Here is a 25,174-nt window from a genome sequence, read left to right on the forward strand (position 1 = left end):
GAAGTTCATGGCCGACACCCCCCAGACCGAGCCCGCCGATTACGGCGCGGAATCCATCCGCGTGCTGAAGGGCCTCGACGCCGTCCGCAAGCGGCCCGGCATGTATATCGGCGACACCGACGACGGATCCGGCCTCCACCACATGGTGTACGAGGTCGTGGACAACGCCATCGACGAGGCCCTGGCCGGCCACGCCGACCTCGTCACCGTGACGCTCAACGCCGACGGTTCCTGCACGGTCTCCGACAACGGGCGCGGCATCCCGGTGGACATCCACAAGGAGGAGGGCGTTTCGGCGGCCGAGGTCATCATGACCCAGCTGCATGCCGGCGGGAAGTTCGACCAGAACTCCTACAAGGTCTCCGGCGGCCTGCACGGCGTCGGCGTCTCGGTGGTGAACGCCCTGTCGTCGTGGCTGCGCCTGCGCATCTGGCGCAACGACAAGGAGCACGCGATGGAGTTCCGCCACGGCGACGCCGTGGCGCCCCTGGAGATCATCGGGCCCGGAAACGGAAGGCGCGGCACGGAAGTCACCTTCCTGCCGTCGACCGACACCTTCACGATGATCGAGTTCGACTACGGCACGCTGGAGAAGCGCCTGCGCGAGCTCGCCTTCCTCAATTCCGGCGTCCGCATCGTCCTGACCGATGCCCGCCACGCCGAGAAGAAACGCGAGGAGCTGTACTACGAGGGCGGCATCGAGGCCTTCGTCCGGTACCTCGACCGCTCCCGCAAGCCGATCGACGGGATGACGAGTCCCGTCGTCGTCAGCTCCGAGCGCGATGGAATTCGCGTCGAGGTCGCGTTCTGGTGGAACGACTCGTTCAACGAGACGGTCCTGCCCTTCACCAACAACATCCCGCAGCGCGACGGCGGCACCCATATGGCCGGCTTCCGGGCGGCCCTGACCCGGCAGGTCACCGGCTACGCCGAGTCGTCGGGCATCGCCAAGAAGGAGAAGGTCTCGCTCACCGGCGAGGATTGCCGCGAGGGGCTCACCGCGGTCATCTCGGTGCAGGTGCCGGACCCCAAATTCTCGTCGCAGACCAAGGACAAGCTCGTCTCGTCCGAGGTGCGCCCGGCGGTGGAGAACGTCCTCAACGAGGGCCTGTCCACGTGGCTCGAGGAGAATCCGAGCCAGGCGCGGTCGGTGATGGGCAAGGTGGTGCTGGCGGCCTCAGCCCGCGAGGCCGCCCGCAAGGCGCGCGAGACCGTGACCCGCAAGGGTGCGCTCGATATCGCCTCGCTGCCCGGCAAGCTCGCCGACTGCCAGGAGCGCGACCCGACCAAGTGCGAGATCCTGCTGGTGGAGGGCGATTCCGCCGGCGGCTCGGCCAAGCAGGGCCGCGACCGGACCTTCCAGGCCGTGCTGCCCCTGCGCGGCAAGATCCTCAACGTCGAGCGCGTGCGCGCCGACCGGATGCTGTCCTCCGCGGAGATCGGCACCCTGATCACGGCGCTGGGCGCCGGGATCGGGCGCTCCTCCACGGACCGGGAGGGCTTCAACCCGGAGAAGCTGCGCTACCACCGCATCATCATCATGACCGACGCGGACGTGGACGGCTCGCACATCCGCACGCTCCTGCTCACCTTCTTCTTCCGGCAGATGCCGGAGCTGATCGAGCGCGGCCACCTCTACATCGCGCAGCCGCCGCTCTACAAAGCCGAGCGCGGCCGCCGTGCGATCTACCTGAAGGACGAGCGCGCCCTCGAGGATTACCTGATCGACCAGGGCACCGACGGCGCGATCCTGCGGCTCTCCACCGGCGCGGAATTCGCCGGGGCGCAGCTCAAGAGCCTCGTCGAGGAGGCCCGGACCTTCCGGAGCATCCTGCAGGGCCTGCACACGCGCTACGACCGCTCCGTGGTCGAGCAGGCGGTGCTGGCCGGCGCCTTCGATGCCGAGGCGGCGTCGCGGCCGGGCGAGGCCGAGGTGCTGGCCGACATGACCGCGCGCCGGCTCGACGCGATCGCCGACGAGATCGAGCGCGGCTGGCAGGGCGAGTCGTTCGAGGACGGCTATCGCCTCAGCCGGACGCTTCGGGGCGTTCGGCAGGTCTCGACCCTCGACGCCGGCCTGATCACCTCGCAGGAGGCCCGGCGCCTCTCCGAGCGGGCCGACGCCTTCCGGGAGATCTACGGCGAGCCGGCCACGCTGATGCGGAAGTCCGACGAGACGGTGCTCCACGGGCCCGTGGCGCTCTTCGAGGCGGTGATGGCCTTCGGCCGCAAGGGCCTTCAGCTTCAGCGGTACAAGGGCCTCGGCGAGATGACCGCCCAGCAGCTCTGGGAGACCACACTCGACCGCGACGTGCGCTCGCTGCTGCAGGTCAAGGTCAAGGACGTCACCGATGCCGACGACCTGTTCGTGAAGCTGATGGGCGACGTGGTCGAGCCGCGGCGCGAGTTCATCCAGGAGAACGCGCTGAGCGTCGCGAACCTGGACGTGTGACGCGCACCGCTGCGGGCCGCGCGCCCGCGCGTTCTAGTCCGCTCCGACGACCGCGAAGGGATCGATCAGCCCGCACCGGATGCAGCAGTAGACGAGTTCCACGTCCGAGCTGACGCCGAGCTTCGATTTGATGGCGTAGTGATAGTTCGCGACGGTCTTGGGCGAGAGGCTGAGATCGGCCGCGATCGCGTCCGTGTGCCGCGCGTCGAGGATCATCCGCAGGATCTCGAATTCCCGAGGCGACAGCTGGTCGATCGGCGACGTCTCCTCCGCCAGCCGGCTCGCGGCCAGCAGGTGCGAGATCTCCGCGCACAGGGTCAGCTTGTTGTTGAACACGCTTCGCACCGCTTCGATGAGGAGATCCGAAGCGCTGCTCTTGGTGATGTAGCCGCGGGCGCCGGCGCGTATGGCCTGGAGCGCGTAGCTCACCGCGGCATGCACGCTGAAGACGAGGATGCGGGCGCTCGGATCCACCTGCCGGATCTGCCGGATAGCGTCGATCCCACCGCGGCCGGGCATGCTGATGTCCATGATGACGACGTCCGGCTCCACCATGCGGTAGGCGCGATAGGCCTCCGCGCCGTCCCCGGCCTCGGCAGCGACCTCCATGTCGGGCTGCCGCTCCAGGAGCCGCCGATAGCCCTCCCGCACGACGGCGTGATCGTCGACGAGCATCACGCGTATGCGCCGTTTGGTCATGACACCTCATCGGCCGCGAGCGCGGCGTGAAAGCGGACCCGCAGGCGGAACCCGCCGCCCGGGGACGTTTCCGTCACGATCTGCCCGCCGAGCGCGTGGACGCGATCGCGCATGCCGAGCAGGCCGAGACCGGAATGCGGGCGCTCCAGCGCCTCCACGGGAGCGCCGCTCCCGTCGTCCGTGAGGATCAGCTGGACCTCGGCGCCTCCGTCGGTCTCCGCGACGTTCAGCGCGATCGCGACGGTGCGCGCGGCCGCGTGGCGGACGGCGTTGGTGAGGCCTTCCTGGACGATCCGGTAGATATGGGCCGCCGCGTCGGAGGGAAGGCGATCGGCCTGCGCGTCGGCCGCGAGCGTGACGTGGATCCGGCCCCCGGCGCGCTGCGCCTGGGCGGCGATCAGACTCCGGAGCGCGACCCGCAGCCCGAGATCGTCGATCTCGGGCGGCCTGAGTGCGGCGAGGGTGCTCCGGAGCGCGCGCACGGCGTCCGACGCCATGGCGGCGAGTTCGGCACTCTCGGCCACGACCGAAGGCGACGAGGAGCGCGCGCCCTCCTGGATCGACCGGGCGAGAAGGCTCAACGCCGTCAGACGCTGCGCGACGTCGTCGTGCAGTTCGAGCGACAGCCACCGCCGCTCCTGCTCCTGGGCATCGATCAGCCGGCGCGCGAGCTCGGCACGTTCCCGCGTGGCGACTTGGAGATGGCTGGCGAGCTGATTGAAGACCGTCGCGATGCGGCGGAGCTCGCGCAGGCGGAGGCTCGGCAGACGCCATCCGAGGTCGCCCTTCGCGACGCGATCGATACCGAACAGGATCTCGTTGGCGGGACGCAGCGCGTGCGCCACCGCGCCGTAGACCAGCACGCACAGGACGACGGTCATGGCCGCGAGAGCGCCGGACACCTGCTTCAGCACGATCCACGCCGACCCGACGACCGCGTCGGGATCGATGTCCGCTTCGACGATCCCGATCCGCGACCCCTGATGCTCGAGCGGCAGGCTGACGGTGGATCCGGCGAAGAAGAGGAACCGGTAGAGCGTCGCGAACCAGTCGGGTGCGGCGCGCGCGTGCGCCTCGACGCCCAAGCAGCTCGACCGTGTCGGACCGGCCTCCGCCGGGATCAGCTGCACGCACTAGCCGGGTTGCAGAGCGTACCGGGTGACGATCTCCCAATCCGGGAAGCGTTGGGGAATGTCGGCCGCCCGCTCGATTCGCAGGAGCTGGAGGCGGAGCTGCTTGTGCACCTCATCGGCCGTCTCGGCGTTCCGCTGTCGGGTCTTCGCCGCGACGTCGTGCATCGCGTAGGCGGCCGCTCCGGCAGCGCAGAGGATCGCGATCAGCGCGATGCGTCCGACGAGGGCCCATTTGAGATCCAGCTCGCGCGCGTCCCAGACGGCCAGGACCTGCTTGAGCCTGAAGGGTGTCACCCGTGTTGTCCCGAAAGACCGAGAGTACGCGAGCCCGCGACCGTCTTGGAAGGGTCCCCGGCAAGGTCGTGCGATTTGCCCGGGTGGGTACGGGCGTTCTGCCGTAGCGGGTCCGAAGGCGCACGGTCTAACAGGACGGACCCTGTCGCGAGCGCCGCCGACGGTAAAGCGGGCTCGGCGTCAGCGGACAGGTTCGATCCGGGCTCGCCCCAGCGCCGATCTGGAGATTGTCGATGCGTCTGCGCCAGAGCTGCTGTCTCGTCCTCTTCCTCGCATGCCTCGCGCCGGACGCGCGCGCGGGCGAGATGGTCATGGTCACCGGTGACGACGCCGTCCAGTGGCGCGCCGCGCCGCCCTCCCTCCCGAAGGGCAGCGAGATCAGCATCATCGCCGGCGATCCGGACAAGCCCGGACCGTTCACGCTCAGGCTCCGGTTCCCGCCGAACTACGTCATCGCCCCGCACACCCACGCGACCGACGAGAGCGTGACCTTGCTGTCCGGCACACTCGTCCACGACATGGGGAAGACGATCGACGCGAGCCGGGGTCAGTCTCTCCGGCCGGGTGCCTTCCTGTATCTGCCGGCCAAGATGCCCCACGCGCTCTGGACGACGCGCGACCCGGCCGTGATCCAGGTCTCGGGAACAGGGCCCTTCGGGCTCGACTACATCAACCCCTCCGACGATCCGAGGAAGACGCGCCCGGACAAGTGATCGCCCACGGGGATACGATCCGCGCGCGACAGTCGCTCCGACCCGCCGCAGACGCTCTCGAGAAGCCTGATCGCGCGCGGCGCGCCGACATGGCGACGCCGCCGGTCATCGAGGCGAACGACCTGTCCCACTCGGCCGACGTGACGGCGACCGCGGCCCGCGCCGACCTCTGCCGCGCCCGCGGCAGCGCGCGGGGGTTCCGCCCGTCCGGCGCGGCGAGGGCGGACTGAATCCGTGCTGCCGCGGTCACCGACCGGTTCCTGGGCTGCACTGCCCGAGCGGGCCGCGACGTTCGGACGGTCTTGGACGCCTCGATCCTGCCCCGCGCGGCCATCGGCGACAGCCAGGCGACGTGCGGGGTGATCGGCGAACGGGCCACCAGGAAGCTGGAGCGGGCCTGCGGCCTGTAACAATCGTCGCCGCCGTGAGCACGCCCGCGGGCGGAGCCCATGATCATCCTCCGCTCTCGCAGTGTAAGCCTTGCTAATCGGCCCTCGACACGCGCATAAGCCCCAGCTCGACGGCCGGAGAGATGCAGTCGTGAGCACGCCGCACACGCTCGTTCGGTTTCTGAAGGCCAACGCGTTCTTCGCTGAGCTTGGTCCGGAAGCGATCGAGATCATTGCCGGGCTCTGCACGACGCGCAGCCTCGCGCGACACGAGATCCTCTTCCAGAAGGGCGATCCGGGCGATGCCCTCTACGCCGTGCGGCGCGGGCAGATCCGGATCGGGGCCGGCTCCGACGACGGGCGCGCGGTCACCCTCAACCTGCTCGGGCCGGGCGACGTCTTCGGCGAGATCGCCTTCCTCGACGGCCATCCACGGACCGCCGAGGCCGTGGCGCTCGAGCCGGCCGACCTGTTCGTCGTCGAGGGGCGGGCCTTCCTCAAACTGCTCCACGGCGATCCCGCCCTGGCGGTCCGGATCATCGGCCTGCTGTGCCAGCGCCTGCGCTGGATGAGCGCGCGCATGGAGGAGGCGACGCTGCTGCCGCTCGACATGCGCCTCGCCCGGCGCCTGATCATGCTGTCGGAGGATTACGGCGCCGAGATCCAGGTGACGCAGCAGGAACTCGCGGCCTTCGTCGGCGCGGCGCGGGAGAGCGTGAACCGCGTCCTGCAGGACTGGCAGAGATCGGGCCTCATCGATCTCGGCCGCGCGCGCGTCACCGTGCGGGCCTCACACCGGCTCGTCGCGCTGGGCGCGCGGGCGCAGACATGATCGGGGCGACAGGGCTTCACCGCATGAGAACGACAGCGCGCCTGGCGGCCACGGCCGCCCTCACCCTCGCGGCGTCGAGCGCCGCAGCGCAGACGCGATGTACGGAGACGACGCGCTTCGATCCGCCCTTGCGGATCCTGCACTGCGCCGACGGCCTGACGCTCGAAACCGAGCGCGCGGGCAGCCTGCGCCCCGTGGGACCCGACGGTGACGGACATCTCAAGGGCGCCGAGATCGGCGGCAACGCGGTCTTCGTCACCATCCCGGCGAGCCGCCGCGTCCGCCGCGACGGCTTCCAAATCCTCACCCCCCACGCGGTGGCCTCGGTGCGGGGCACGGTCTACGCCGTCGACGTGACGCGGGCGCGCACCTCCGTCTTCGTGGCGCAGGGACGGGTCGACGTCGCCCGGCGCACCGACCCGCAGGTCGCCGTCACGCTCGGGCCGGGCGAGGGGGTCGACGTCGATGACGGCCGCGACCCTCTGGAGGTCCGGCGCTGGCCCCAGGAGCGCGTCAGGAGCCTGCTCGAGCGGTTCGGGCGTTGAGCGAGGCCGGTCGGCCGGCGGCTCCGACGCCCGACCGGACCTTCCGGCTGGCGCGGCGCGTCTTCCTGCTCGCCGCGGTGCTCGGCGCGCTCGCCTGGGGCGCCTGGCTCGGCCATCTCCATATCGCCGGGCGCGCGACGCCCCTCGATCGCCTGGAATCCGCCCTCACGGACCTGCGCCTGCGGCTCGCCGGCCCGCGCACGCCGCCCGCCAACCTCACCGTGGTGGCGATCGACGACGCGACGGTGCGGCGCGAAGGCGGCTTCCCGGTCTCGCGGACCACGATGGCGCGGATCGTCGAGCGCGTGGCGGAGGCCCGCCCGCGCGTGATCGCCGTCGACGTGCTCTTCCTCGAGGCGGGGCGGCAGCCGGAGGCGGACAGCGCGCTCGCCGTCGCCCTCGGGAAGACCACAGCGATCCTGGCTTCGGCTGCGGTCTTCGACGGGAGCGCCAGCGAGGACGGCATCCCGTTCGCCACCGCGCTCCACCGGCCGTCGCCGAAGCTCGGCGAAGACGTCGCGTCCGGTGTCGTCAACGTCGCCGAGGACGCGTCCGGCGTACCCCGCCATCTCCCCCTGGTCGTGCGCACGGCCGACGGCGTCGCCGCGTCCTTCGTGCTGCGCGCGGCCGCCCTGGCGGCGCGCAATGACCCCGTGCTCAGCAAGGGGCGCGTCCAGATCGGCGACCGCGCCCTGTCGCTGGACCTCGGCTACCACCTTCCGCTGCGCCCCTACGGTCCGCGACGCACGATCGCGACGGTGAGCGCGGCCGCCCTCCTCGACGGGACGGCGCCGGACGCGGCGCTCTCGGACGGCATCGTCGTGATCGGCGTCACCGCGCTCGGCGGCGGCGACACCTTCGCCACCGCGTTCGATCCCGTCTTGCCCGGCGTCGAACTCCTCGCCACCGGCATCGCCCACCTCACCACGGGGGACGCCCTCGTCCGGGACGCCGGCGTGCGGCAGCGAGACGCCGCGGCCTCGGTCCTCCTGGCGGTCGGGTCCGCGCTCGCCATCGCGCTGCTGCCGCCGGGCCCGGGCCTGATCCTGGTCCTGCTCGCGACGGCAGGCTGGCTCGCCGCGGGCGCCGTCGCGTTCGCCCACGGCATCTGGCTGAGCGCCGCCCTACCGCTCGCGGCGGTGGGGCTGCCGGCGCTGGTCTGCGCGGTCGGCCGCCAGACGCTCGAGCGCCGCCAGAGCGCGCGCGTGGCGCGGTCCGAGCAGGTGCTGCGGCGGATGCAGCCTGCCGCCCTGGCCGAGCGGCTCGCGCGCGATCCGGGTTACCTCGCCGAGCCGGTCGCGCGCGACATTCCCGTGCTGTTCGTCGACCTCACCGGCTTCACGCGCCGGAGCGAGCAGCTCGGCCCGGCGCGGACGCGGGCGATGCTCAAGACGTTCCACGATCTCGTGGACGAAGCGGTGACCCTGCGCGGGGGCGTCGTGGTGAACTTCATGGGCGACGGCGCCATGATCCTGTTCGGGGCCCTCGATCCGGACCCGGACCAGGCGGCGCACGCCGTCCAGGCCGCGGAGGAACTCATCGTCCGAACGCACGCCTGGATCGCGGACAGCCCGGTCCTGCACGGGGCCGGGCCGGCCCTCGATCTGCGCATCGGCGCGCATTACGGGCCGGTGATCCTCTCGCGCCTCGGCAGCGACACCAACCAGCACATCACCGCGACGGGCGACACGGTCAACGTGGCGAGCCGCCTGCTGGCGGTCGCGGCGGACGCCCACGCCCGCCTGGCACTCAGCGCCGAGCTGGCGCAGGCGGCCGGGCTCGAGCGGTCGGAGGGCGCGTTCGAGAGCCGGACCGCGGCGATCCGCGGCCGCAGCCAGCCCCTCGAGGTCTGGCTGCGCCACCCGCGCGCGACGACGTCCTAGCCGCACCCCCGAGCGCGTCGCTGACCGACCGGAGGATCACACTGAAACTGTGACCCGGGTCACAGTCCCCCCCGGGCTCTCCGGTGCATCGTCCCCGTATCGCAACGGGAGACATCTCATGACGATCACCTCGACGAAGACCGCGATCCTGTCCTGTCTCGCCCTCGCCGCCCTGGCGACCGTGCCCGGGCGAGCCGAAGCGCGCGGGTTCGGGCACGGAAGCTTCGGGCACCATGGCGGCTTCCATCACGGCTTCCATCACCGCTTCGGCGGCCATGGCTGGTGGAGCCCGGCGGGCGGATACGCCGCGGGCGGCTTTTTCGGCGACTGTCACCTGGTCTTCAGCCCGGTGTGGGGCCGCTACGAGCGGGTCTGCCGCTGAACCGTCACGCCGTGGGGCAGCGGCCAGGCCGATCGGCAGGCGACGGGATGACGACGCGCATCCGGCCGCCCCGGGACGGCCGGACACCCTCGGACCGCTGCTCCGATGATCGCGCCAGTCGGGACTCCGGAGGAGCATCGCTCATGCATCATCACGGCCTGCGCATTCTGCTCGTCGACGATGACGCGGAGGTTCAGCGTGTCGTCTCCGGATACCTCGACGGGCACGGGGTCGACGTCGTCCCGGCGTCGACGCGGGCCGAGGCGCGCGGAGAGCTCGCGGATCCGTCGCAGTTCAACCTCGTGGTGCTCAATCTTCGCCCGGGCGCGGAGAACGGCCTCGACCTGCTGCGGGACCTGCGCGCGGTGAGCGATGTTCCCATCATCCTGACGACGGCCCATCGCTGCGAGGAGTTCGACCGCGTGCTCGGCCTCGAACTCGGCGCCGACGACTACATCGTCAAACCCTACGGCCTGCGCGAATTCCTGGCGCGCGTGCGCGTCGTCCTCCGCCGCGTCGCGGCGCAGGCCTCGTCCCGACCGGCGGAGGCGCCGTGCCGGCGCTTCGACGGCTGGGTCCTGAACCGTCGACGCCGGCGTCTGATCAATCCCGACGGGGAAGAGGTCGTCCTGGGCAAGCGCGACTACGCGCTCCTGGCGGCGTTCCTCGACGCACCTCAGCGTCCGCTCAGCCGCGAGTACCTGCTCCAGGTCACCCGCGTCCACGACGACGTCTTCGATCGCTGCATCGACGTGCAGATCCTGCGGCTGCGCCGGAAGATCGAGCGCAGGCCCAGCGACCCGAAGCTCATCGTGACCGAGCGCGGGGTCGGCTACGTCTTCGCCGCCGCGGTCGAGAGCACGTCCCACTAGGGCCGTCGCGAGCGGCGACCCCGGTGGAGACAGGGGTGCACGGCCCGCGCCCCCTATGAGTGACGAGCCGCGAAGGCGCGCGTCAGCCCTTCACCAGCTTGCACGTGCTCTCGGAAAGCGGCTGGAATGCCTGGTCGCCCGGGATCGTCTTCAGGATCTTGTAGAAGTCCCAGGGCCCCGTCGATTCCGCCGGGGACTTCACCTGGGCGAGGTACATGTCGTGGACCATGCGGCCGTCCGGGCGCAGCGTGGCGTTGCGGGCGAAGAAATCCTGGATCGGCAGCTCGCGCATCTTGGCCATCACCTTCAGGCCGTCATCCGTGCCGGCGGCTTCGGCCGCCTTCAGGAAGTGGAGCACCGCCGAGTAGTCGCCGGCCTGGACCATGGTCGGCATCCGCCCGCCCATCCGCTCGCCGAAGCGCCGCGCGAAGGCGCGCGTCTGGTCGTCCATGTCCCAGTAGAAGCCCGTCGTCAGGATCATGCCCTGCGCCGCCGGCAATCCGACGGAGTAGATGTCGGTCAGGAAGATGTTGAGCCCGCCCAGCCTCTGGCCGCCCTGCAGGATGCCGAACTCGCTCGCCTGCTTGATGGTGTTGATCGTGTCGGCACCGGCGTTGGCCATCCCGATGATCTTCGCGCCCGACGCCTGTGCCTGCAGCAGGTAGGATGAGAAATCCGGATTGGGGAACGGGTGCTTGACCGACCCGAGCACCGTGCCGCCCTTGGCCTTCACGACCCGGGTGACCTGCGCCTCCAGATCGTGCCCGAAGGTGTAGTCGGCCGTGATGAAGAACCACGTGTTCTTCGGATCGTCCGCCAGCGCCGCGGCGGTGCCGGCCGCGAGCGAGTGGGTATCCCACGACCAGTGGGCGCCGGTCGGCGAGCACGCGGCGTTGGTCAGCGCCATGGAGCCGGCGCCGGAGTTGATGTCGATCTTGCCCTTGCTGCGCGCGACCTCGCGCACCGCCAGCCCGGCGACCGAGGAATTGGTGTCGAAGATGGCGTCGACGCCCTCGGTATCGAACCACCGGCGCGCGATCGACGAGGCGATGTCCGCCTTGTTCTGGTGATCGGCGAAGACGAGCTCGACCTTCCGACCGTTGATCGGACGTCCGAAATCCTCGACCGCGAGCTGCGCCGCCGTCACCGAGCCGCGGCCGGCCAGATCCGAGTAGCCGCCGGACATGTCGGTCAGGATGCCGATCTTGATGCCGCCATCCGCGTACTGCGCGGAGGCGGGCAGGGCGGTGAGGGCAGCGGCGCCGAACGCGGCGGCCGCCACCCAAGGACGACGGATCATTGTTTCCTCCCCAATCTCTTGTTCTTCAGCGGCTGCCCCGTACCGGAAGGCCGCCTGTCCTTCAAAACCGCGTTCCCTCGGTCTCAGAGATAGCTGCGGCCGTCCAGGTAGGCCTTGCGCCAGCGCCGGATCTCGACGCGCTCGAAGAGCCCGACCTTGTAGAATGGGTCCGCGTGGATGAGCGCCTCGGCCTCCGCGCGGGTCTCGACGTCGACGACGTAGAGGCCGCCGCCGGCGTCGCTCCCGTCGTCGTTCAGCTTCGCGCCGCAGGCCAGGAGCCGGTCCTTGATCCGGTCGAGGTAGACGAGATGCTCCGCGCGGTTCGCCCTGCGGACGTCCAGGCTCCCGGCCTTGTCGAAGGTCTCGATCATGTAAGGCATGGCGGTGGTCCCGTCAGTTGGCCGCGATCGCGGAGGGATGCTGCGCCAGTGGCGTCACGCTGATCGCCATATACGGGTAGAGCGGCAGCGAACTCAGGACTTCGTGAAGTTCATCGTTTCCCGCCACGTCGAAGACACTGTAATTGGCGTACTGCCCGGCGATGCGCCAGAGATGCCGCCATCGGCCATCTTGCTGGAGCTTCTGGGCGTAGGCCTTCTCCTCGGCCTTCAGGCGAGCCGCCTCCTCCTTCGGGAGGGACGCCGGAATGTTGACCTGCATGTGGACCATGTAGAGCATGACGTCGAACCTCTGCCGCCGGTCGTTCCGGGGCGTTTGACCTGCGGTCTGCTGCGTCGCGAAGCGCCGGACGACGCCGACACGACGCCGACACGACGCCGAGACGCGGCCGAGACCGGCGCGGTGCTGCCGTACGCGCCGCGGCGCCCGATGGCCAGACCGGATCAGGCATCGGCCCGGATCAGGTCGGCGGCCTTCTCGGCGATCATGAACACCGCGGCCTGCGTGTTGCCGGAGACGATGCGCGGCATGATCGAGGCGTCGGCCACCCGAAGGCCGGCAACGCCGCGCACGCGCAGGCTGGGATCCGTGACCGAATCCGGATCGTCGCCCATGCGGCACGTGCCGCAGATGTGGTAGATCGTCTGGCCGTCGCGGCGGGCGAAATCGAGCCAGTCCGCGTCGGTCCGGCAGTCCGGACCGGGGTTGAGCTCGGCCCCGCGGAAGCGCTCCATCGGCGCCTGCGCGACGATGGCGCGGGCGATCTTCATGCCCTCGACCATCGCCCGGCGATCCTCCGCGGTGGCAAGAAAGTTCGGGCGGATGGCGGGGGGCGCGAGCGGGTCGGGCGACGCGGCGTGGATCGTCCCGCGCGATTCCGGTCGCAACTGCGTGACGCCGATCGTCATGCCCGGCAGGCGGTCGAGCTTGCGCTCGGCGGCGTTGGCGTAGCTCGCGTGCATGAAGAAGTACTGCACGTCGGGCCCGTCGAGCCCCGGCCGGGTGCGCACGAAGCCGTGGGCGAGACCGGTTCCCAGAGCCAGGATGCCCTGCCGCGTCGCGAGGTAGCGCGCCGCCGCGAGGCCGAGGCGCAGGCCGCGGGTCTGCTCGTTCAGCGTCACCGGCAGGCGCACGCGCCAGTTCATGCGCGTGCAGTAATGGTCCATGTAGTTGGCGCCGACGCCGGGGAGGGCGCGCCGCACGGCGACGCCGAGCCCTCCGAGGATCGCCGGATCGCCGAGGCCGGACAGTTCCAGGATCTGCGGGGTCTGGGCCGCACCCGCGGCGAGGATCACTTCCCCGCGGCAGCGGAAGAGCCGCTCGCGGCCGCCGACCAGAGCGGCGACGCCGCTCGCCCGACCCGCGTCGAAGGTCAGCCGCAGGACGTGCGCGTCGGTCACGACGGCGAGGTTCGGGCGGGCCAGGGCCGGCCGCAGATAGGCATCGGCGGCGCTGACCCGCCGGCCGCGCCGCTGGTTCACTTGGTAGTAGCCGAAGCCGTCCTGGCTCTCCGCGTTGTAGTCGGGATTGCGCGGGTAGCCTGCCGCCTGCGCGGCGGCGATGAAGGCCTCCGCGATCGCCGGCCGCTCGGCCACTTCCGTCAGCGGCAGCGGACCGCCGCGGGCGCGCAACGGTTCGCGGCCGCCCTCGTAATCCTCGAGCCTGCGGAAATAGGGGAGCATGTCCGAGAATCCCCAGCCGCGGCACCCGGCCTGCGCCCAGGCATCGTAATCCTGCGGCTGTCCGCGCACGTAGATCATGCCGTTGATCAGCGTCGACCCGCCGAGGCCCTTGCCCCGCGGGACCGCGATCACCCGGCCGCCGGTCGCCGCCTCGGGCTCGGTCCGGAACCGCCAGTTGTAGGATGGGTGCTGGAGCAGGCGGCTGAAGCCCGCCGGGATCGCGACCCAGGGGCTGCGCGCCCGTCCCCCCGCCTCGAGGAGCAGGACCCGGTGCGTCCCGGACTCGGTCAGGCGGTTGGCCAGGACGCAGCCCGCGGTGCCGCCGCCCACGATCACGTAGTCGAACGCGCCGGCCGCGACGGCGTCGATGTCGGTCGGTCCCACGGTGCGCCCCAAGCTCAGTCCCCGGTTCCCGCCTCAGAGGGCGCCCATGTGGCGGGCCATCAGGGCGATCTGACACTCCAGCATCGGCAGGCCCTTCTGGACGCGGCAGCCCGCCCTCAGCGCGGCGGCGAGCAGCGGCGTGGTCTCCGGATCCATGATCGCCTCGGCGACGAACTGGCCGGCGTGGAGGGCGCCCAGGTCGAAGGGGGCGGCGTCCTGCGGGCGCATCCCGAGCGACGTGCCGTTGACGAGGAGGTCGTGCTCCGCCTGGACGCCTTCGGCCGCGACCGCCAGCCCGGGATAAGCGGCGCGCAGGCGCTCCGCCAGCGCTTGGGCGCGGTCGGCGGTGCGGTTCAGGATCGTCAGGCGGGCGACACCGGCCTCGGCGAGCGCGAAGGCGATGGCGCTCGCCGCGCCGCCGGCCCCCGCCAGCGCCGCGCTCCGGCCGCGCGGCTCCAGGCCCGAGGCGCGCAGCGCCTCGACGAAGCCGATCCCGTCGAGCATCGTGCCGACCATGCGCCCGTCCGCCTCCCGCCGGACGCAGTTGACCGCCCCGATCTGCTCGGCCTCCCGGGTGAGGGCGTCGCACAGGCCGGTCATCGCGGTCTTGTGCGGGACCGTGGCGATGAAGCCGCCGAAATTGCGCAGGTGCCGCAGCCCGTCCATCACGGCGGCGAGGCCGTCCGCCGTCACGTGCAGCGGGACGAGGACGCCGTCCACGCCGTGGCGGGCGAAGAGCGCCCCCATCACCTCGGGCGCCTTCACGTGGTAGATCGGGTCCGCCAGGATCCCGTAGACCCGGGTCCGCCCGGTGATCCCGGTCGCGGTGACCGCGCTGCTCATGGCCGTCCTCCCGTCCATCGCCTGTCCCGACCGGTCCCGGCTCACGTCATGTAGAGGCCGCCGGCGACGTCGATGGTCTGGCCGGTGACGAAGCTGGCCTCGGCGGAGGTCAGGTAGAGGGCGAGATCCGCGACTTCCTCGGGGGCGCCGAGCCGGCCCATCGGGGTCAGGCGCACCTGCTCGTCGTTGACGGCACGGCCCACCGCCCGGACCATCGGGGTCTCGATCCGCCCCGGCGCGATCGCGTTGACGCGGATGCCGAACGGGCCGAGCTCGGCCGCGAGGTGCTTGGTGAGCCCGATCAGCCCGGCCTTCGAGGCCGCGTAGTGGCAGGCGACGATCGGCGAGTGGGTCTTGCCCGCCACCGACGACATGTTGACGATCCAGCCCCGCCCGGCCGCGCACATCGCGGGCGCCAGCGCGCGGACGGTGTTGAACGCCCCCGTCAGGTTGACCGCGACGACGCGGTTCCACTCCGCCGGATCCATCTCCCAGACCCGGTGGGCCGCCCCGTCGTGCTTGGGCGAGATGCCGGCGTTGTTGACCACCGTGTCGAACGCGCCGCCCATCGCGGCGGCGGCCTCCGACAGGGCCGCCTCGACGGCCGCGTAGTCGGCGACGTCGAGGCGCAGCGGCAGGGCGCGACCGTCTCCGCCCTCGATCGCCGCGACGGTCGCCGCGACGTCGTCCGGGTTCACGTCGGCCACGCCCACCAGGGCGCCCCGCGCGCCGAACCCCTCCGCGATCGCCCGGCCGATCCCGCGGCCGGCCCCGGTGACGAGGACGCGCCGGCCGGCGTGGCTCGGGCGCCGCGCGATCGCCTCAGCGTTCGTCTGCCGCTCGGTCATCTCAGATCCCCAGATAGGCGCGTCGGACGTGGTCGTTGTCGAGAAGGGCCGCGGACGCGTCGGCGAGGACGACCTCGCCGTTCTCCAGAACGTAGCCCCGGTCGGCCACCTGCAGCGTGTGGAACACGTTCTGCTCGACGATCAGGACGGTGGCGCCGGTCTTCACGATCCGGTCGACCACCGCGAAGACCTGCGCCACCACGATCGGCGCGAGGCCCAGCGAGGGCTCGTCGAACATCAGGAGCTTGGGACGGGCCATCATCCCGCGGGCGATGGCCACCATCTGCTGCTCGCCGCCCGAGAGGGAGCCGGCGTTCTGGTCGAGGCGCTCGCGCACCCGCGGGAACAGATCGAGCACGTCCGCGAGCGTCTCCGACTGGCGCTCGCGCGCCGCGCGGCGGTAGGCGCCCATCAGCAGGTTCTCCCGCACCGTCATCTCGGGGAAGAGCTGGCGCCCCTCCGGGATCAGGGTGACGCCGCGCGCCACCATCTCGTGGCCCGAGAGCCGGGTGACGTCCTCGTCCTCGAACAGGATCCGGCCGCGGGTGGGCTTCACCAGGCCCGCGATGGTCCGCAGCGTCGTCGTCTTGCCGGCCCCGTTGGCGCCGACGATCGTCACCACCTCGCCAGCGCGCACCTCGAGCGAGACGGCGTGCAGGATGCTGGTCGCGCCGTAACCGGCATCCACGCGCTCAAGCGTGAGCATGGGCGAACTCCTTGCCGAGATACGCCTCGATCACGGCTGCGTCGCGCACCACGTCCTGCGGGCTGCCCTGGGCGATGATCTGCCCGGAACTCAGGACGATCACCCGGTCGGAGAGCGCCATCACCGCCTGCATGACGTGCTCGATCGCGATGATGCTGACGCCGGTGTCGCGGATCGCCAGCATCAGGTCGATGGCGCGGCGCACGTCGGTCTGGTTGATGCCGGCCATGACCTCGTCAAGCAGCAGCACGCGCGGGCGCATCGCCATCACGCGGGCGACCTCGAGCCGCTTGAGGCCCCCGATGGTGAGGCCGCGCGCCTCGCTCCCGAGCCAGGGCGCGAGCCCCATCCGCTCGGCGGTCTCGCGCGCGACCGCCCGGGCCTCGCGGACGTCGCTGTGGCGGTGGAACGCGCCGACCATGATGTTCTCCTCGACCGTCATGGCCGCGAAGGGCTGCACGATCTGGAAGGTGCGGCCTACGCCGAGCGTCGCGAAATCCGACGGCCGGCCCGGCCGGTGCCACGTCCCGTCCGGCGCGCGGACGCTCACCGTGCCGGCATCGGGCTTGAGGAAGCCCGAGATCATGTTGAAGACGGTGGTCTTGCCCGCCCCGTTGGGGCCGATCAGGCCGAGGATCTCGCCCTCCCGGAGCGTGAAGCCGACATCGTTGGTGACGTGCAGGCCGCCGAAGCGCTTCTGCAGGCCCTCGACCCGGATCAGGTCCGCGCCGACCGGCGGCCGCTCCGGGGCCCGCGGAACGGCCGGAACCGACGCCGCCTGCGCGCCGCGGCCGCCCGCGCGGGTCCGCGCGAAGCGGGACACGAGGCCCATCAGCCCGTTGGGCAGGAACAGGACGACGAGCACCAGAACGAGGCCGTAGACGAGGCCGTGGAGCCCTAGGGCCTTGGCGCCCAGCCAGCCGCGGGCCAGCTCGGTGATCGGCACGAGGAGCAGCGCGCCGAGGAGCGGCCCGAACACCGTGCCGAGTCCGCCGATCAGCGCGAACATCGCGATCTGGATCGACAGGGTCAGCGAGAACATCGCCGCCGGCTCGATGAAGGTCAGGTACATGGCGTGGAAGGTGCCGACCATCGCGGTGAGCGCCCCCGACACCGCCACGGCGACGAGCCGCACCCGCACCGTGCGCACGCCCGCGGCGCGCGCGGCCGATTTCCGCTCGCGGGTGGCGACGAGATAGAAGCCGATCCGGTGGCTGCGCATCCACCACGCGACCGCCAGGGTCAGCAGGAGGAGCCCGAAGGCGATGGCCAGCGGCGGCCAGCGATCCCGGAACACCATCCACGTCCAGCCGAACTTCAGCGGGATCATCAGACCGGTAGCGCCGCCGGTCAGGTCCCGGAAATGCAGCGCCAGGACGCGGAAGACTTCGAGGAAGGCGATGGTCGCCAGCGAGAAGAACGGCCCGTGCAGCCGGAAGCACGGGTAGCTGATCGCCAGCGCCACCAGCACGGCGAGGGCGGCGCCGGCCACCATGCCGATCCACGGGCTGATCCCGGCGCCGACGAGCAGCATCCCGCAATAGGCGCCGAGACCGTAGAAGATGCCGTGGCCGAGGGAGAGCTGGCCGGCGTAGCCGCCGACGATGTTCCATGCGGTCGAGAGCGCGGCGAAGACGCAGATCGTGATGAAGACGTGGTAGATGAACGGGTTGCCGACCGCGACCGGCATCGCCACCAGGGCCGCGAGGACGAGCGCCAGCGCTGCCGCGCCCCGGCGCGGGAAGGCGGACGATGCGGCGGACGGTGCGGCTGTCGGGGCCGCGGACGGTGCTGCGGCGAGCGGGATATCGGTCATCGCGGGCTCCCTCACGGCGAGACGTGGGACAGCCGCAGCTGCCGCCCGAAGAGGCCCGAGGGCTTCAGGATCAGGATCGCCAGGAACACGCCGAAGACCGCGACCTCGCGCATGTCGGCGCCGACGTAGAAGCCCGTGACGCTGTCGATCAGGCCGATCAGGATCGCTCCGACGAAGGCGCCGCGGATGGAGCCGAGGCCGCCGAACACGACGACCACGAAGGCGATCAGCACGAAGTAGGTGCCGCTGTTGGGCGAGGTCGGGTAGAGCGGCGCGATCAGCACCGCCGCCACCCCGACGCAGGCCGCGCCGATGCCGAACGTCAGGGCGTAGATCCGGTCGACGTCGATGCCCATCAGCTCGGCCGCCGCGCGGTTCTGGGCGACCGCGCGGATCGCCCGGCCCGTGCGGGTGCGCGCCAGGAACATCTGGAGCCCCGCCACCAGCACGATCGCGGAGCCGAGGATCACCACCTGCCCGAGCAGCACCCGGACCGGGCCGATCTCCAGCGGCTGGCGCAGGCCCGACGGCGGCGTGTTGGCGATGTCGGCCCCGAAGACGAGGAGGGCGAGGTTGATCAGCACCGTCGACAGGCCCACCGTGGCGAAGATCTGGATGTGATGGTCGCCCGCGGCGAGCAGGGGCTGGATCAGGAACCGCTGGGTGAGGGCGCCCAGCAGGAACAGGACCGGCACGACGAGGATCACCGCCGCGAAGGGGTGCAGCCCGAGCCCGGTCACCGCGAGATAGGTCAGGTACATCCCGACCATCAGGAACTCGCCGTGGGCGAAGTTCACGACCTTCACGATGCCGAAGATCAGGGTCAGTCCGACGCTGACGATCGCGAACAGGCCGCCGAGCATCACCCCGTTGGCGAGCACTTGGAGGAAGACGTCCATCCCCGATCTCCGTGGACCTGCGTGACGGCGGCGCTGTTACCTTCGGAGACCCGCGGTTACTTGCGCATCTCCATGGGCGCGACGGCGGCGCTGTCGGGATAGACCGTGACGAGCTTGCCGCCCTGCCACTGCATGCCCATCATCGCGGCGCGCTCGTTCTGGTTGTTCTTGCCGAACTTGAACCCGTAGCCGACCGCGGTGACGCCGTCCTTCACGTCGATGGCCTGGACGGCCTTGACGATGGTGTCGGGCTCGAAGCCCTTCGCCTTGCCGATGGCCTCGAGGATGAGCTTGGCGCCGACGTAGTTGTTCAGGGAGTGCCCGGAGCGCGGGGCGCTCCCGTACTTCTTCTCATAGGCCGCGACGAAGTTCTCGATACCGGGCGTGTACTTCGTGTTGACGAGGTACTGTGTGAAATCCGTGTCGAGCACGCCCTCGATGACCTTGTGGCCGACCGCGTCGGCGGTGGGCTGCATCGAGTAGCCGCCGCCGCCGCCGATGATGGCGCCCGGCTTGAAGCCCGCCTCGTTGGCCTGCTGCAGGAACAGCACGGAATCGTTCTGGTAGGACGTCTGGAGCAGGACGTCGATGCCGCGCCCCTTCAGGTCGAGGACGAGGGAGGACATGTCGACCGTGGAGGCCGGGTAGCCCTGCGCGGTCACCACGTTGAGCTTGGCCTGGGCGGCGAACTTCTTCTGGAAGCCCGCCACAGAGGTGCCGTAGCTCGAATCCTCGTAGATGATGCCGATCTTCAGGTCTTCGGGCTTTTTGCCAAGCCCGGCGGCGACCTTGTTGACGATCATCTCCACCGCGAGCTTGGCCATGTCCTCGGCCGTCGGGTTGGTGCGGTAGAGGTATTGCAGCCCGCGCCCGGTGACCTCCTCGGCCACCGCGCCGAGCTCGAAATACGGGATGCCGGACAGCTCGGCCACCTGGCTCGCGGCGATGGAGCGGGCGGACGAGTAGGAGCCGAAGATCGCCGCCACCTTCTCCAGGGAGATGAGGCGGCGTGCCTCGCCGATCGCCTGGTTGTTGTCGACGGCGTCGCCGCGGGCGAGCACCACCTTCTGCCCCTGGACGCCGCCGGCGGCGTTGATCTCGTCGACGGCGATCTCGACGCCGCGGGCGCTCTCCTCGCCGAGCAGGGCGAGCTGCCCGCTGAACGGGAAGAGCGCGCCGAACTTCACGTCGGCGGCTCGGGCCGTCGTCGGTCCCGCCGCCTGGGCCGCGGCGCCCAGCACGAGGGCGGCGGCGAGTGCACGCGCCAGAACTCTCATCGTTTCCTCCCGTGTCAGTCGTCGACCCGGCGCTTCGCGCGCCTTCCGGTCGGGTCAATCGTCGGCGTCAGTAGGCGAGGGCGTCCTTGCCCTCGAAGCTGGTGATCGGCGGGTAGGCGCGCTGGTCGGTGATCACGTCGATCACCGTCACGGCGCCGCCGGCGAGCGCGTCGCGCAGCGCCGGTGCGAGATCCTCGGGGCGCTCGACCCGCGTCCCGGCACAGCCGCAGGCCCGCGCGATGGCGGCGTGGTCGACCGCCTCGAAGTCGCAGACGTCGGTGAAGTCGCCGAACAGGCTCAGCTCCGCGTGCTTCTGGTAACCGAGGATCTGGTTGTTCAGGACGACGACGATGACCGGCAGCCGCATCCGCCGCGCCGTCTCCAGCTCCGACCAGACGTGGCCGAAGCCGCCGTCGCCGGTCACGCAGATCACGGGCGCGTCCGGGCGGGCGGCCTTGGCGCCGAGGGCGAAGGGCAGGCCCCAGCCGAGGCCCGCGATGCCGCGCGGCGTCAGGAAGCGCTGGCCGGCCTTCCGCGCCGTCAGGAAGTTGGCGATCCAGATCGAGGCGTAGCTCGCGTCGGCGACGACGACGGTCTCGGCGGTCGTGACCGCGTCGATCTCCGCCATGATCCGCTCCGGCCGGATCGGCGCGGCCTCCATGTCGACGAGGCGGGCCATGTCGCCGGCCTGGGCCTCGCGGGCGCGGGCGATCGTGTCGGCGAGCGGCGCGCGGCGGCCCTCCAATCCCGCGAGGTCGCGCTGCCGGAGCGCCTCGGCGAGGGCGGCGAGGGTCAGCTTGGCGTCGCCGACGAGGCGCAGGGCCTCGTAGTTGCGGCCGACCTCGCCCCCGTCGACGTCGAGATGGATGAAGCGGGCGTCCGCCGGGTAGAGCGACCAGCTGTCGGTGCCGTTCTGGTTGGTGCGGTTTCCGACGAGGAGGACGACGTCGGCCTCCGTGACGAGGCTGCGCAGGTGGGACGAGCGCGCCCGCGGCGCCATGAAGTACCCGACGACGCCGACGGAGAGCGGGTCGGTCTCGGCGACGGCCCCCTTGCCCATCACCGTGGTGGCGACCGGCAGTCCGAGACCCTGCAGGGCGGCGAGTTCCGGGTAGGCCCCGGAGGAATGGACGCCGCCGCCCGCGATCACGAGGGGACGCCGCGCGCCGGCGATCAGGTCCGCGGCCTCGGCGATCCGGGCCGGGTCGGCGACCGTGCGGTCGAGGGGGTAGGTGCCCAGGCTCGCCGACCGGCGCGGCGCGGCGGCCTCGAAGTCCGGCCGCTCGTCGAGGAGGTCCAGGGGCACCAGCAGCACCGCCGGCCCGGGCCGCCCGGAGGCCGCGGCCGCGAAGGCCATGTCGACGTAGTCGTCGATGCGCTCGGCGACCGCGACCCGGCGGACCCACTTGGCGACGCCCGCGAACAGGGCGAGGTGGTCCAGTTCCTGGAAGGCGTTCCGGTCGGTGAAGCGGCGGTGGACGTCCTGGACGATCGCCACGACCGGAATCGAGGCCTTCAGGGCTTCCGCGAGGCCCGGCACCAGCAGGGTCGCGGCGGGCCCGTTCTGGGCCGCGACCACCGCGACCCGGCCGGAGATCCGCGCGTAGGCGTCGGCCATGGCGGCGCCCGCGTTCTCGGTGCGGTAGCCGATCTGGCGGATGCCGTGATGCGGCGCGGCCAGGAACAGCGCCGAGGGGATGCTCTGGCCGAACACGTCGCGGACGCCGTGCCGGTGGAGCGCGGCCGCGAGGGCGTGGGCACCGGTCATGTTGGCGCGCTCGGACATCTCGGACATCAGCGGCTCCCCTGCGCGGCGTCGCCCATCGACAGGACGATCTTCCCGATATGCTGGCCCGCATCCATGCGGGCATGGGCCTCCGCGACCCGCTCGAACGGGAACACGGAATCGATCGGCGGCCGCGCGCGGCCCGCCGCGAGCAGCGGCAGGACGTGCTCGGCGAGGGCTTCGGCGAGGCGCGCCTTCAGGGCCACCGGCCGGGCGCGCAGCGTCGAGCCCGTGAGCGTCACCCGCTTCATCAGCAGCGGCTGGAAGTCGATCTCCGCCACCCGCGAGCCCTGCTGGAAGGCGATCTGCGCGATGCGCCCGTCGACCGCCACGGCATCGAGGTTGCGGGCGATGTAGGGGCCGCCGACCATGTCGAGGATCACGTCGGGCCCGCTCCCGCCGGTGGCGGCCTTGGCCGCGGCGACGAAATCCTCCCGCCGATAATCGATGGCCGCGTCCGCGCCGAGCGTCAGGCAGGCCGCGCATTTCTCGGGCGAGCCCGCGGTGACGATCACCCGGGCGCCCCGGGCCTTCGCCAGCAGGATCGCCGTGGTGCCGATACCCGAGGAGCCGCCGTGGATCAGGAGGCTCTCGCCCGCCTGCAGCCGGGCGCGCTCGAACACGTTGCTCCAGACGGTGAAGTAGGTCTCGGGGATCGCCCCCGCCTCGACCGCCGGGAGGCCCTCCGGCACGGGCAGAGCGACCGCCTCGTCGACGACGGCCCACTCGGCGTAGGCGCCGCTATGGACCAGCGCCATCACCCGGTCCCCGGTCCGGAAGCGGCCCGCGCCGGGCCCGAGCGCCTCGACGATCCCGGCGAGTTCGAGCCCGAGCACGTCCGAGGCGCCGGGGGGCGGCGGGTAGCGGCCCTCGCGCTGCATCACGTCCGGACGGTTGATGCCCGCGGCCTCGACGCGCACGAGCACCTGGCCCTGCCCCGGCTCCGGGCGCGGACGCTCGACGATCCGGAGGACGTCGGGACCGCCCTGTCCGTCGGCGATCACGGCTCGCATGCCCATGCTCATCGCTCCGTTTCCCGGCTCGCCGCCGCTTCCGGGAGAAGCAGCACCTTCATGGCCTGCCGGCTGCGCGCCAGCTCGAACGCCGCCCCGGCTTCCGCGAGGGGGCGGCGGTGGGTGATCAGCGCCTCCAGCGTCCCGGCATGCGCCGCGAGGAGCGCGAGCGCGGCGTCGAAGGCGCGCGCCGTCGTGTCGTGGGCCGCGCGCAGCTGCTTCTTGCTGCGCACGAAACCCGTCAGGTCGAGGTCGAGGGAGCCGGAATGGATGCCGGCCACCACCATCACGCCGCCCGAGCGCAGGACGGCCAACCCGTCACTGACCGACCGGGCGGAACCGGTCGCCTCGATCACCCGGTCGGCCTCCCCGTCGAAGGCGCGCCGGACGGCGTCGTCCAGGCCGATGTCGGCGAGATCGACCGTGTGGCGGATGCCGATCCGCCGGGCGAGGTCGAGGCGCGCGGCGTCGTCGAGCCCGGCGAGCAGCACGTCCGCGCCCCGCTGCTGTGCCACGAAGGCGATGCAGAGGCCGATCGGGCCCGGCCCGAGCACCGCCACGCGGTCGCCGGGACCGACCTCCGCGACGTCCACCGCGTTGACCGCGACCGCCAGCGGCTCGGCCAGGGCCGCGACGGTCAGCGGCAACCCGTCCGGCAGGCGGCGGCAATTGTCGGCCGGGACGACGACCTGCTCGGCGAAGGCCCCGTCGGCGTGCAGGCCGACGATGCGGCGGCCCTGGCAATCCTGCGGCCGCGCGGCGGCGCAGGCCGCGCAGGCGCCGCACGGCACCGTCGGCCAGCAGGTGACCCGGTCGCCGACCGCGAGCGCGGTCACGCCGTCCCCCACCGCCCGGACCGTCCCGGAGAACTCGTGACCGAGAGTGACCGGCATGAACGCGGTCATGAACCCGTAGCCCGGGGTCCACTCGAAGGCGTGGATGTCGCTGCCGCAGATGCCGGCCGCGGCGACCGCGACGGTGACGCGTCCCGTGCCCGGGACAGCGGGCGCATCGACGTGGACGAGGTCCGCCCCGAAGGCGGCGGTCGCCTTGCGCAACGCAAGCATTTCCGTCCCCTGTCTCCCGCCGAGCCTGCCGGCCCGGTGGCCTGCCTCGCGGCACGTGCCGTCGACGCTTGGCGTAATTTGTTATAACAAACATCGGACGAAGGGGAGGAATATGTCAAGCGCTTCGGCGTCCGAACCGGAAACAGGCGATATCGTGCCGGACTGGGTCCGTCCGATCGTCAAGGAGAGCCTGAGCGAGCGGGCCTACCGCGAGCTGCGCGTCGCGCTGATGCGCGGGCAGTTGCGACCCGACACGCGCCTGCGGCTCCGGCCGATGTCGGCCCGGTTCGGCATCAGCGCGACCCCCATGCGCGAGGCCCTTCTCAGGCTCGTCGCCGAGAAGGCCCTCGCCCTCGACGCGCGCGGCAGCGTCGTCGTGCCCCGCCTGACCCTGGATCAGCTCCTGGAGATCCGGGCGATCCGCACCGATCTCGAGGGGCGTGCCGCCGCCGCTGGGGCAGCCAGCCGCGCGGCCGAGGTCGACGACCTCGAGGCGATCCACGCGCAGATCTCGCACTGTCACGCGAGCCGCGACTTCGCGCGGGCGGTGAACCTCAACACCGAGTTTCACCTGACGCTGTGCAGGCTCGGACAGATGCCGATCCTGTACGAGATCGTGGAGTTGCTGTGGGTGCGCTGCGGCCCGATCCTGTCGCACCTCTACGATGACGGCGTCCCCGACTGGGAGCCGCACCCCCATCGCCGCATCATCGACGCCCTGCGCCGCGGTGACCCGGAGGCGGCCCGGGATGCCGTGCGCGAGGACATCGAGCGCGGCGGGAGCGGCCTGTTCGCGCATGTCCGCGCGGCCGCCACAGGGTGATGACCGGCTCGCGGAGAGTCCACGAGCGATCGATCGATGGCCGAAGCAACGAGCCGACCTCGGCGGCCACGGCCCCGAAGGCGCCGGCGTAGATTGGCCCGCGGTTGCGGAACGCCGGAGCTCGATTATCGTGCGCC

General features: G+C 71.5%; 25 protein-coding genes. 9 read left to right on the forward strand and 16 right to left on the reverse strand.

The genetic code is table 11. The features are described from left to right. Nucleotides 1-7 precede the first annotated feature (7 nt). Nucleotides 8-2,452, forward strand: coding sequence for a DNA topoisomerase (ATP-hydrolyzing) subunit B (gene gyrB, locus ACQKQD_RS05555; protein WP_427507719.1), 2,445 nt, complete (start codon nt 8-10; stop codon nt 2,450-2,452). A 33-nt stretch (nt 2,453-2,485) separates the two neighbouring features. Here gyrB and ACQKQD_RS05560 read toward each other — a convergent pair whose 3' ends face one another. Genes ACQKQD_RS05560 through ACQKQD_RS05570 form a run of 3 tightly spaced genes read right to left on the reverse strand, consistent with a single transcriptional unit; the run spans nt 2,486 to nt 4,578 of the window. Then, a complete protein-coding gene (locus ACQKQD_RS05560) occupies nt 2,486-3,151 on the reverse strand; it encodes a response regulator (protein ID WP_056521453.1) in 666 nt (221 codons plus the stop codon). Further along, nucleotides 3,148-4,281 (reverse strand): ATP-binding protein, encoded by a 1,134-nt coding sequence (locus tag ACQKQD_RS05565; protein WP_427507720.1) that lies wholly within the window; start codon nt 4,279-4,281, stop codon nt 3,148-3,150. The genes ACQKQD_RS05560 and ACQKQD_RS05565 overlap by 4 nt, the downstream gene beginning before the upstream one ends. Nucleotides 4,282-4,284: 3 nt before the next feature. After that, the gene (locus ACQKQD_RS05570; RefSeq protein ID WP_427507721.1) at nt 4,285-4,578 is read right to left on the reverse strand and encodes a hypothetical protein; all 294 of its coding nucleotides are present in this window, start codon (nt 4,576-4,578) and stop codon (nt 4,285-4,287) included. Nucleotides 4,579-4,811: 233 nt separating this feature from the next. Here ACQKQD_RS05570 and ACQKQD_RS05575 point away from each other — a divergent pair, with 233 nt between their 5' ends. The 7 genes from ACQKQD_RS05575 to ACQKQD_RS05605 all read left to right on the forward strand — a co-directional run bounded on the left by ACQKQD_RS05575 (nt 4,812) and on the right by ACQKQD_RS05605 (nt 10,194). After that, entirely contained in the window at nt 4,812-5,291 is a 480-nt protein-coding gene (locus ACQKQD_RS05575; protein WP_427507722.1) for a cupin domain-containing protein, read from the forward strand. 89 nt (nt 5,292-5,380) lie between these two features. Next, entirely contained in the window at nt 5,381-5,521 is a 141-nt protein-coding gene (locus ACQKQD_RS05580; RefSeq protein ID WP_427507723.1) for a hypothetical protein, read from the forward strand. A gap of 310 nt (nt 5,522-5,831) precedes the next feature. Beyond that, a complete protein-coding gene (locus ACQKQD_RS05585) occupies nt 5,832-6,512 on the forward strand; it encodes a Crp/Fnr family transcriptional regulator (RefSeq protein ID WP_427507724.1) in 681 nt (226 codons plus the stop codon). A 23-nt stretch (nt 6,513-6,535) separates the two neighbouring features. Continuing rightward, nucleotides 6,536-7,057: a FecR domain-containing protein gene (locus ACQKQD_RS05590; protein WP_091678736.1), complete on the forward strand. Its 522-nt coding sequence runs from the start codon at nt 6,536-6,538 to the stop codon at nt 7,055-7,057. Further along, the gene (locus ACQKQD_RS05595) at nt 7,054-8,940 is read left to right on the forward strand and encodes a CHASE2 domain-containing protein (protein WP_427507725.1); all 1,887 of its coding nucleotides are present in this window, start codon (nt 7,054-7,056) and stop codon (nt 8,938-8,940) included. Before ACQKQD_RS05590 ends, ACQKQD_RS05595 begins: the two co-directional genes overlap by 4 nt. A gap of 118 nt (nt 8,941-9,058) precedes the next feature. Beyond that, complete coding sequence (locus ACQKQD_RS05600; RefSeq protein WP_427507726.1) at nt 9,059-9,322, forward strand: hypothetical protein; 264 nt, start codon at nt 9,059-9,061, stop codon at nt 9,320-9,322. A 143-nt stretch (nt 9,323-9,465) separates the two neighbouring features. After that, on the forward strand, nt 9,466-10,194 hold the full coding sequence (locus ACQKQD_RS05605) for a winged helix-turn-helix domain-containing protein (protein WP_427507727.1): 729 nt from the start codon (nt 9,466-9,468) through the stop codon (nt 10,192-10,194). An 82-nt stretch (nt 10,195-10,276) separates the two neighbouring features. On the opposite strand, the gene ACQKQD_RS05610 is transcribed toward ACQKQD_RS05605, so the two are convergent. From ACQKQD_RS05610 to ACQKQD_RS05670, 13 genes are all read right to left on the reverse strand, one after another. Continuing rightward, the gene (locus ACQKQD_RS05610; protein ID WP_042675772.1) at nt 10,277-11,494 is read right to left on the reverse strand and encodes an ABC transporter substrate-binding protein; all 1,218 of its coding nucleotides are present in this window, start codon (nt 11,492-11,494) and stop codon (nt 10,277-10,279) included. Nucleotides 11,495-11,577: 83 nt separating this feature from the next. Then, nucleotides 11,578-11,874 carry a YciI family protein gene (locus ACQKQD_RS05615; RefSeq protein ID WP_020091691.1) on the reverse strand — a complete coding sequence of 99 codons (297 nt, stop codon included), beginning with the start codon at nt 11,872-11,874 and terminating at the stop codon, nt 11,578-11,580. A gap of 13 nt (nt 11,875-11,887) precedes the next feature. After that, a complete protein-coding gene (gene catC / locus ACQKQD_RS05620) occupies nt 11,888-12,172 on the reverse strand; it encodes a muconolactone Delta-isomerase (RefSeq protein WP_020091692.1) in 285 nt (94 codons plus the stop codon). Between the two features lie 164 nt (nt 12,173-12,336). Then, the gene (locus ACQKQD_RS05625; protein ID WP_427507728.1) at nt 12,337-13,959 is read right to left on the reverse strand and encodes a GMC family oxidoreductase; all 1,623 of its coding nucleotides are present in this window, start codon (nt 13,957-13,959) and stop codon (nt 12,337-12,339) included. A gap of 33 nt (nt 13,960-13,992) precedes the next feature. Further along, on the reverse strand, nt 13,993-14,802 hold the full coding sequence (locus tag ACQKQD_RS05630; protein ID WP_427507729.1) for a shikimate dehydrogenase family protein: 810 nt from the start codon (nt 14,800-14,802) through the stop codon (nt 13,993-13,995). 41 nt (nt 14,803-14,843) lie between these two features. Further along, nucleotides 14,844-15,650, reverse strand: a complete 807-nt coding sequence (gene fabG / locus ACQKQD_RS05635) for a 3-oxoacyl-ACP reductase FabG (RefSeq protein ID WP_427507730.1) — start codon at nt 15,648-15,650, stop codon at nt 14,844-14,846. A gap of 1 nt (nt 15,651) precedes the next feature. Continuing rightward, nucleotides 15,652-16,356: an ABC transporter ATP-binding protein gene (locus ACQKQD_RS05640; protein ID WP_132366330.1), complete on the reverse strand. Its 705-nt coding sequence runs from the start codon at nt 16,354-16,356 to the stop codon at nt 15,652-15,654. Continuing rightward, nucleotides 16,343-18,046: an ABC transporter permease subunit gene (locus ACQKQD_RS05645; RefSeq protein ID WP_427507771.1), complete on the reverse strand. Its 1,704-nt coding sequence runs from the start codon at nt 18,044-18,046 to the stop codon at nt 16,343-16,345. The genes ACQKQD_RS05640 and ACQKQD_RS05645 overlap by 14 nt, the downstream gene beginning before the upstream one ends. A 137-nt stretch (nt 18,047-18,183) precedes the next feature. Then, nucleotides 18,184-19,071 (reverse strand): branched-chain amino acid ABC transporter permease, encoded by an 888-nt coding sequence (locus ACQKQD_RS05650; RefSeq protein ID WP_427507731.1) that lies wholly within the window; start codon nt 19,069-19,071, stop codon nt 18,184-18,186. 56 nt (nt 19,072-19,127) lie between these two features. Then, entirely contained in the window at nt 19,128-20,348 is a 1,221-nt protein-coding gene (locus tag ACQKQD_RS05655; RefSeq protein WP_427507732.1) for an ABC transporter substrate-binding protein, read from the reverse strand. Nucleotides 20,349-20,415: 67 nt separating this feature from the next. Next, nucleotides 20,416-22,143, reverse strand: a complete 1,728-nt coding sequence (locus ACQKQD_RS05660) for an acetolactate synthase catalytic subunit (RefSeq protein ID WP_091678715.1) — start codon at nt 22,141-22,143, stop codon at nt 20,416-20,418. Beyond that, nucleotides 22,143-23,159 carry an NAD(P)H-quinone oxidoreductase gene (locus tag ACQKQD_RS05665; protein WP_427507733.1) on the reverse strand — a complete coding sequence of 339 codons (1,017 nt, stop codon included), beginning with the start codon at nt 23,157-23,159 and terminating at the stop codon, nt 22,143-22,145. Before ACQKQD_RS05665 ends, ACQKQD_RS05660 begins: the two co-directional genes overlap by 1 nt. Continuing rightward, nucleotides 23,156-24,214: an alcohol dehydrogenase catalytic domain-containing protein gene (locus ACQKQD_RS05670; RefSeq protein ID WP_132366335.1), complete on the reverse strand. Its 1,059-nt coding sequence runs from the start codon at nt 24,212-24,214 to the stop codon at nt 23,156-23,158. Before ACQKQD_RS05670 ends, ACQKQD_RS05665 begins: the two co-directional genes overlap by 4 nt. Before the next feature lie 112 nt (nt 24,215-24,326). Between ACQKQD_RS05670 and ACQKQD_RS05675 the strand changes: the two genes are divergently transcribed. Then, entirely contained in the window at nt 24,327-25,037 is a 711-nt protein-coding gene (locus ACQKQD_RS05675) for a GntR family transcriptional regulator (protein ID WP_026604719.1), read from the forward strand. Nucleotides 25,038-25,174 lie beyond the last annotated feature (137 nt).

The organism is Methylobacterium sp. NPDC080182 (assembly GCF_050281105.1).
In the GTDB taxonomy this organism is placed as follows: Bacteria; Pseudomonadota; Alphaproteobacteria; order Rhizobiales; family Beijerinckiaceae; genus Methylobacterium.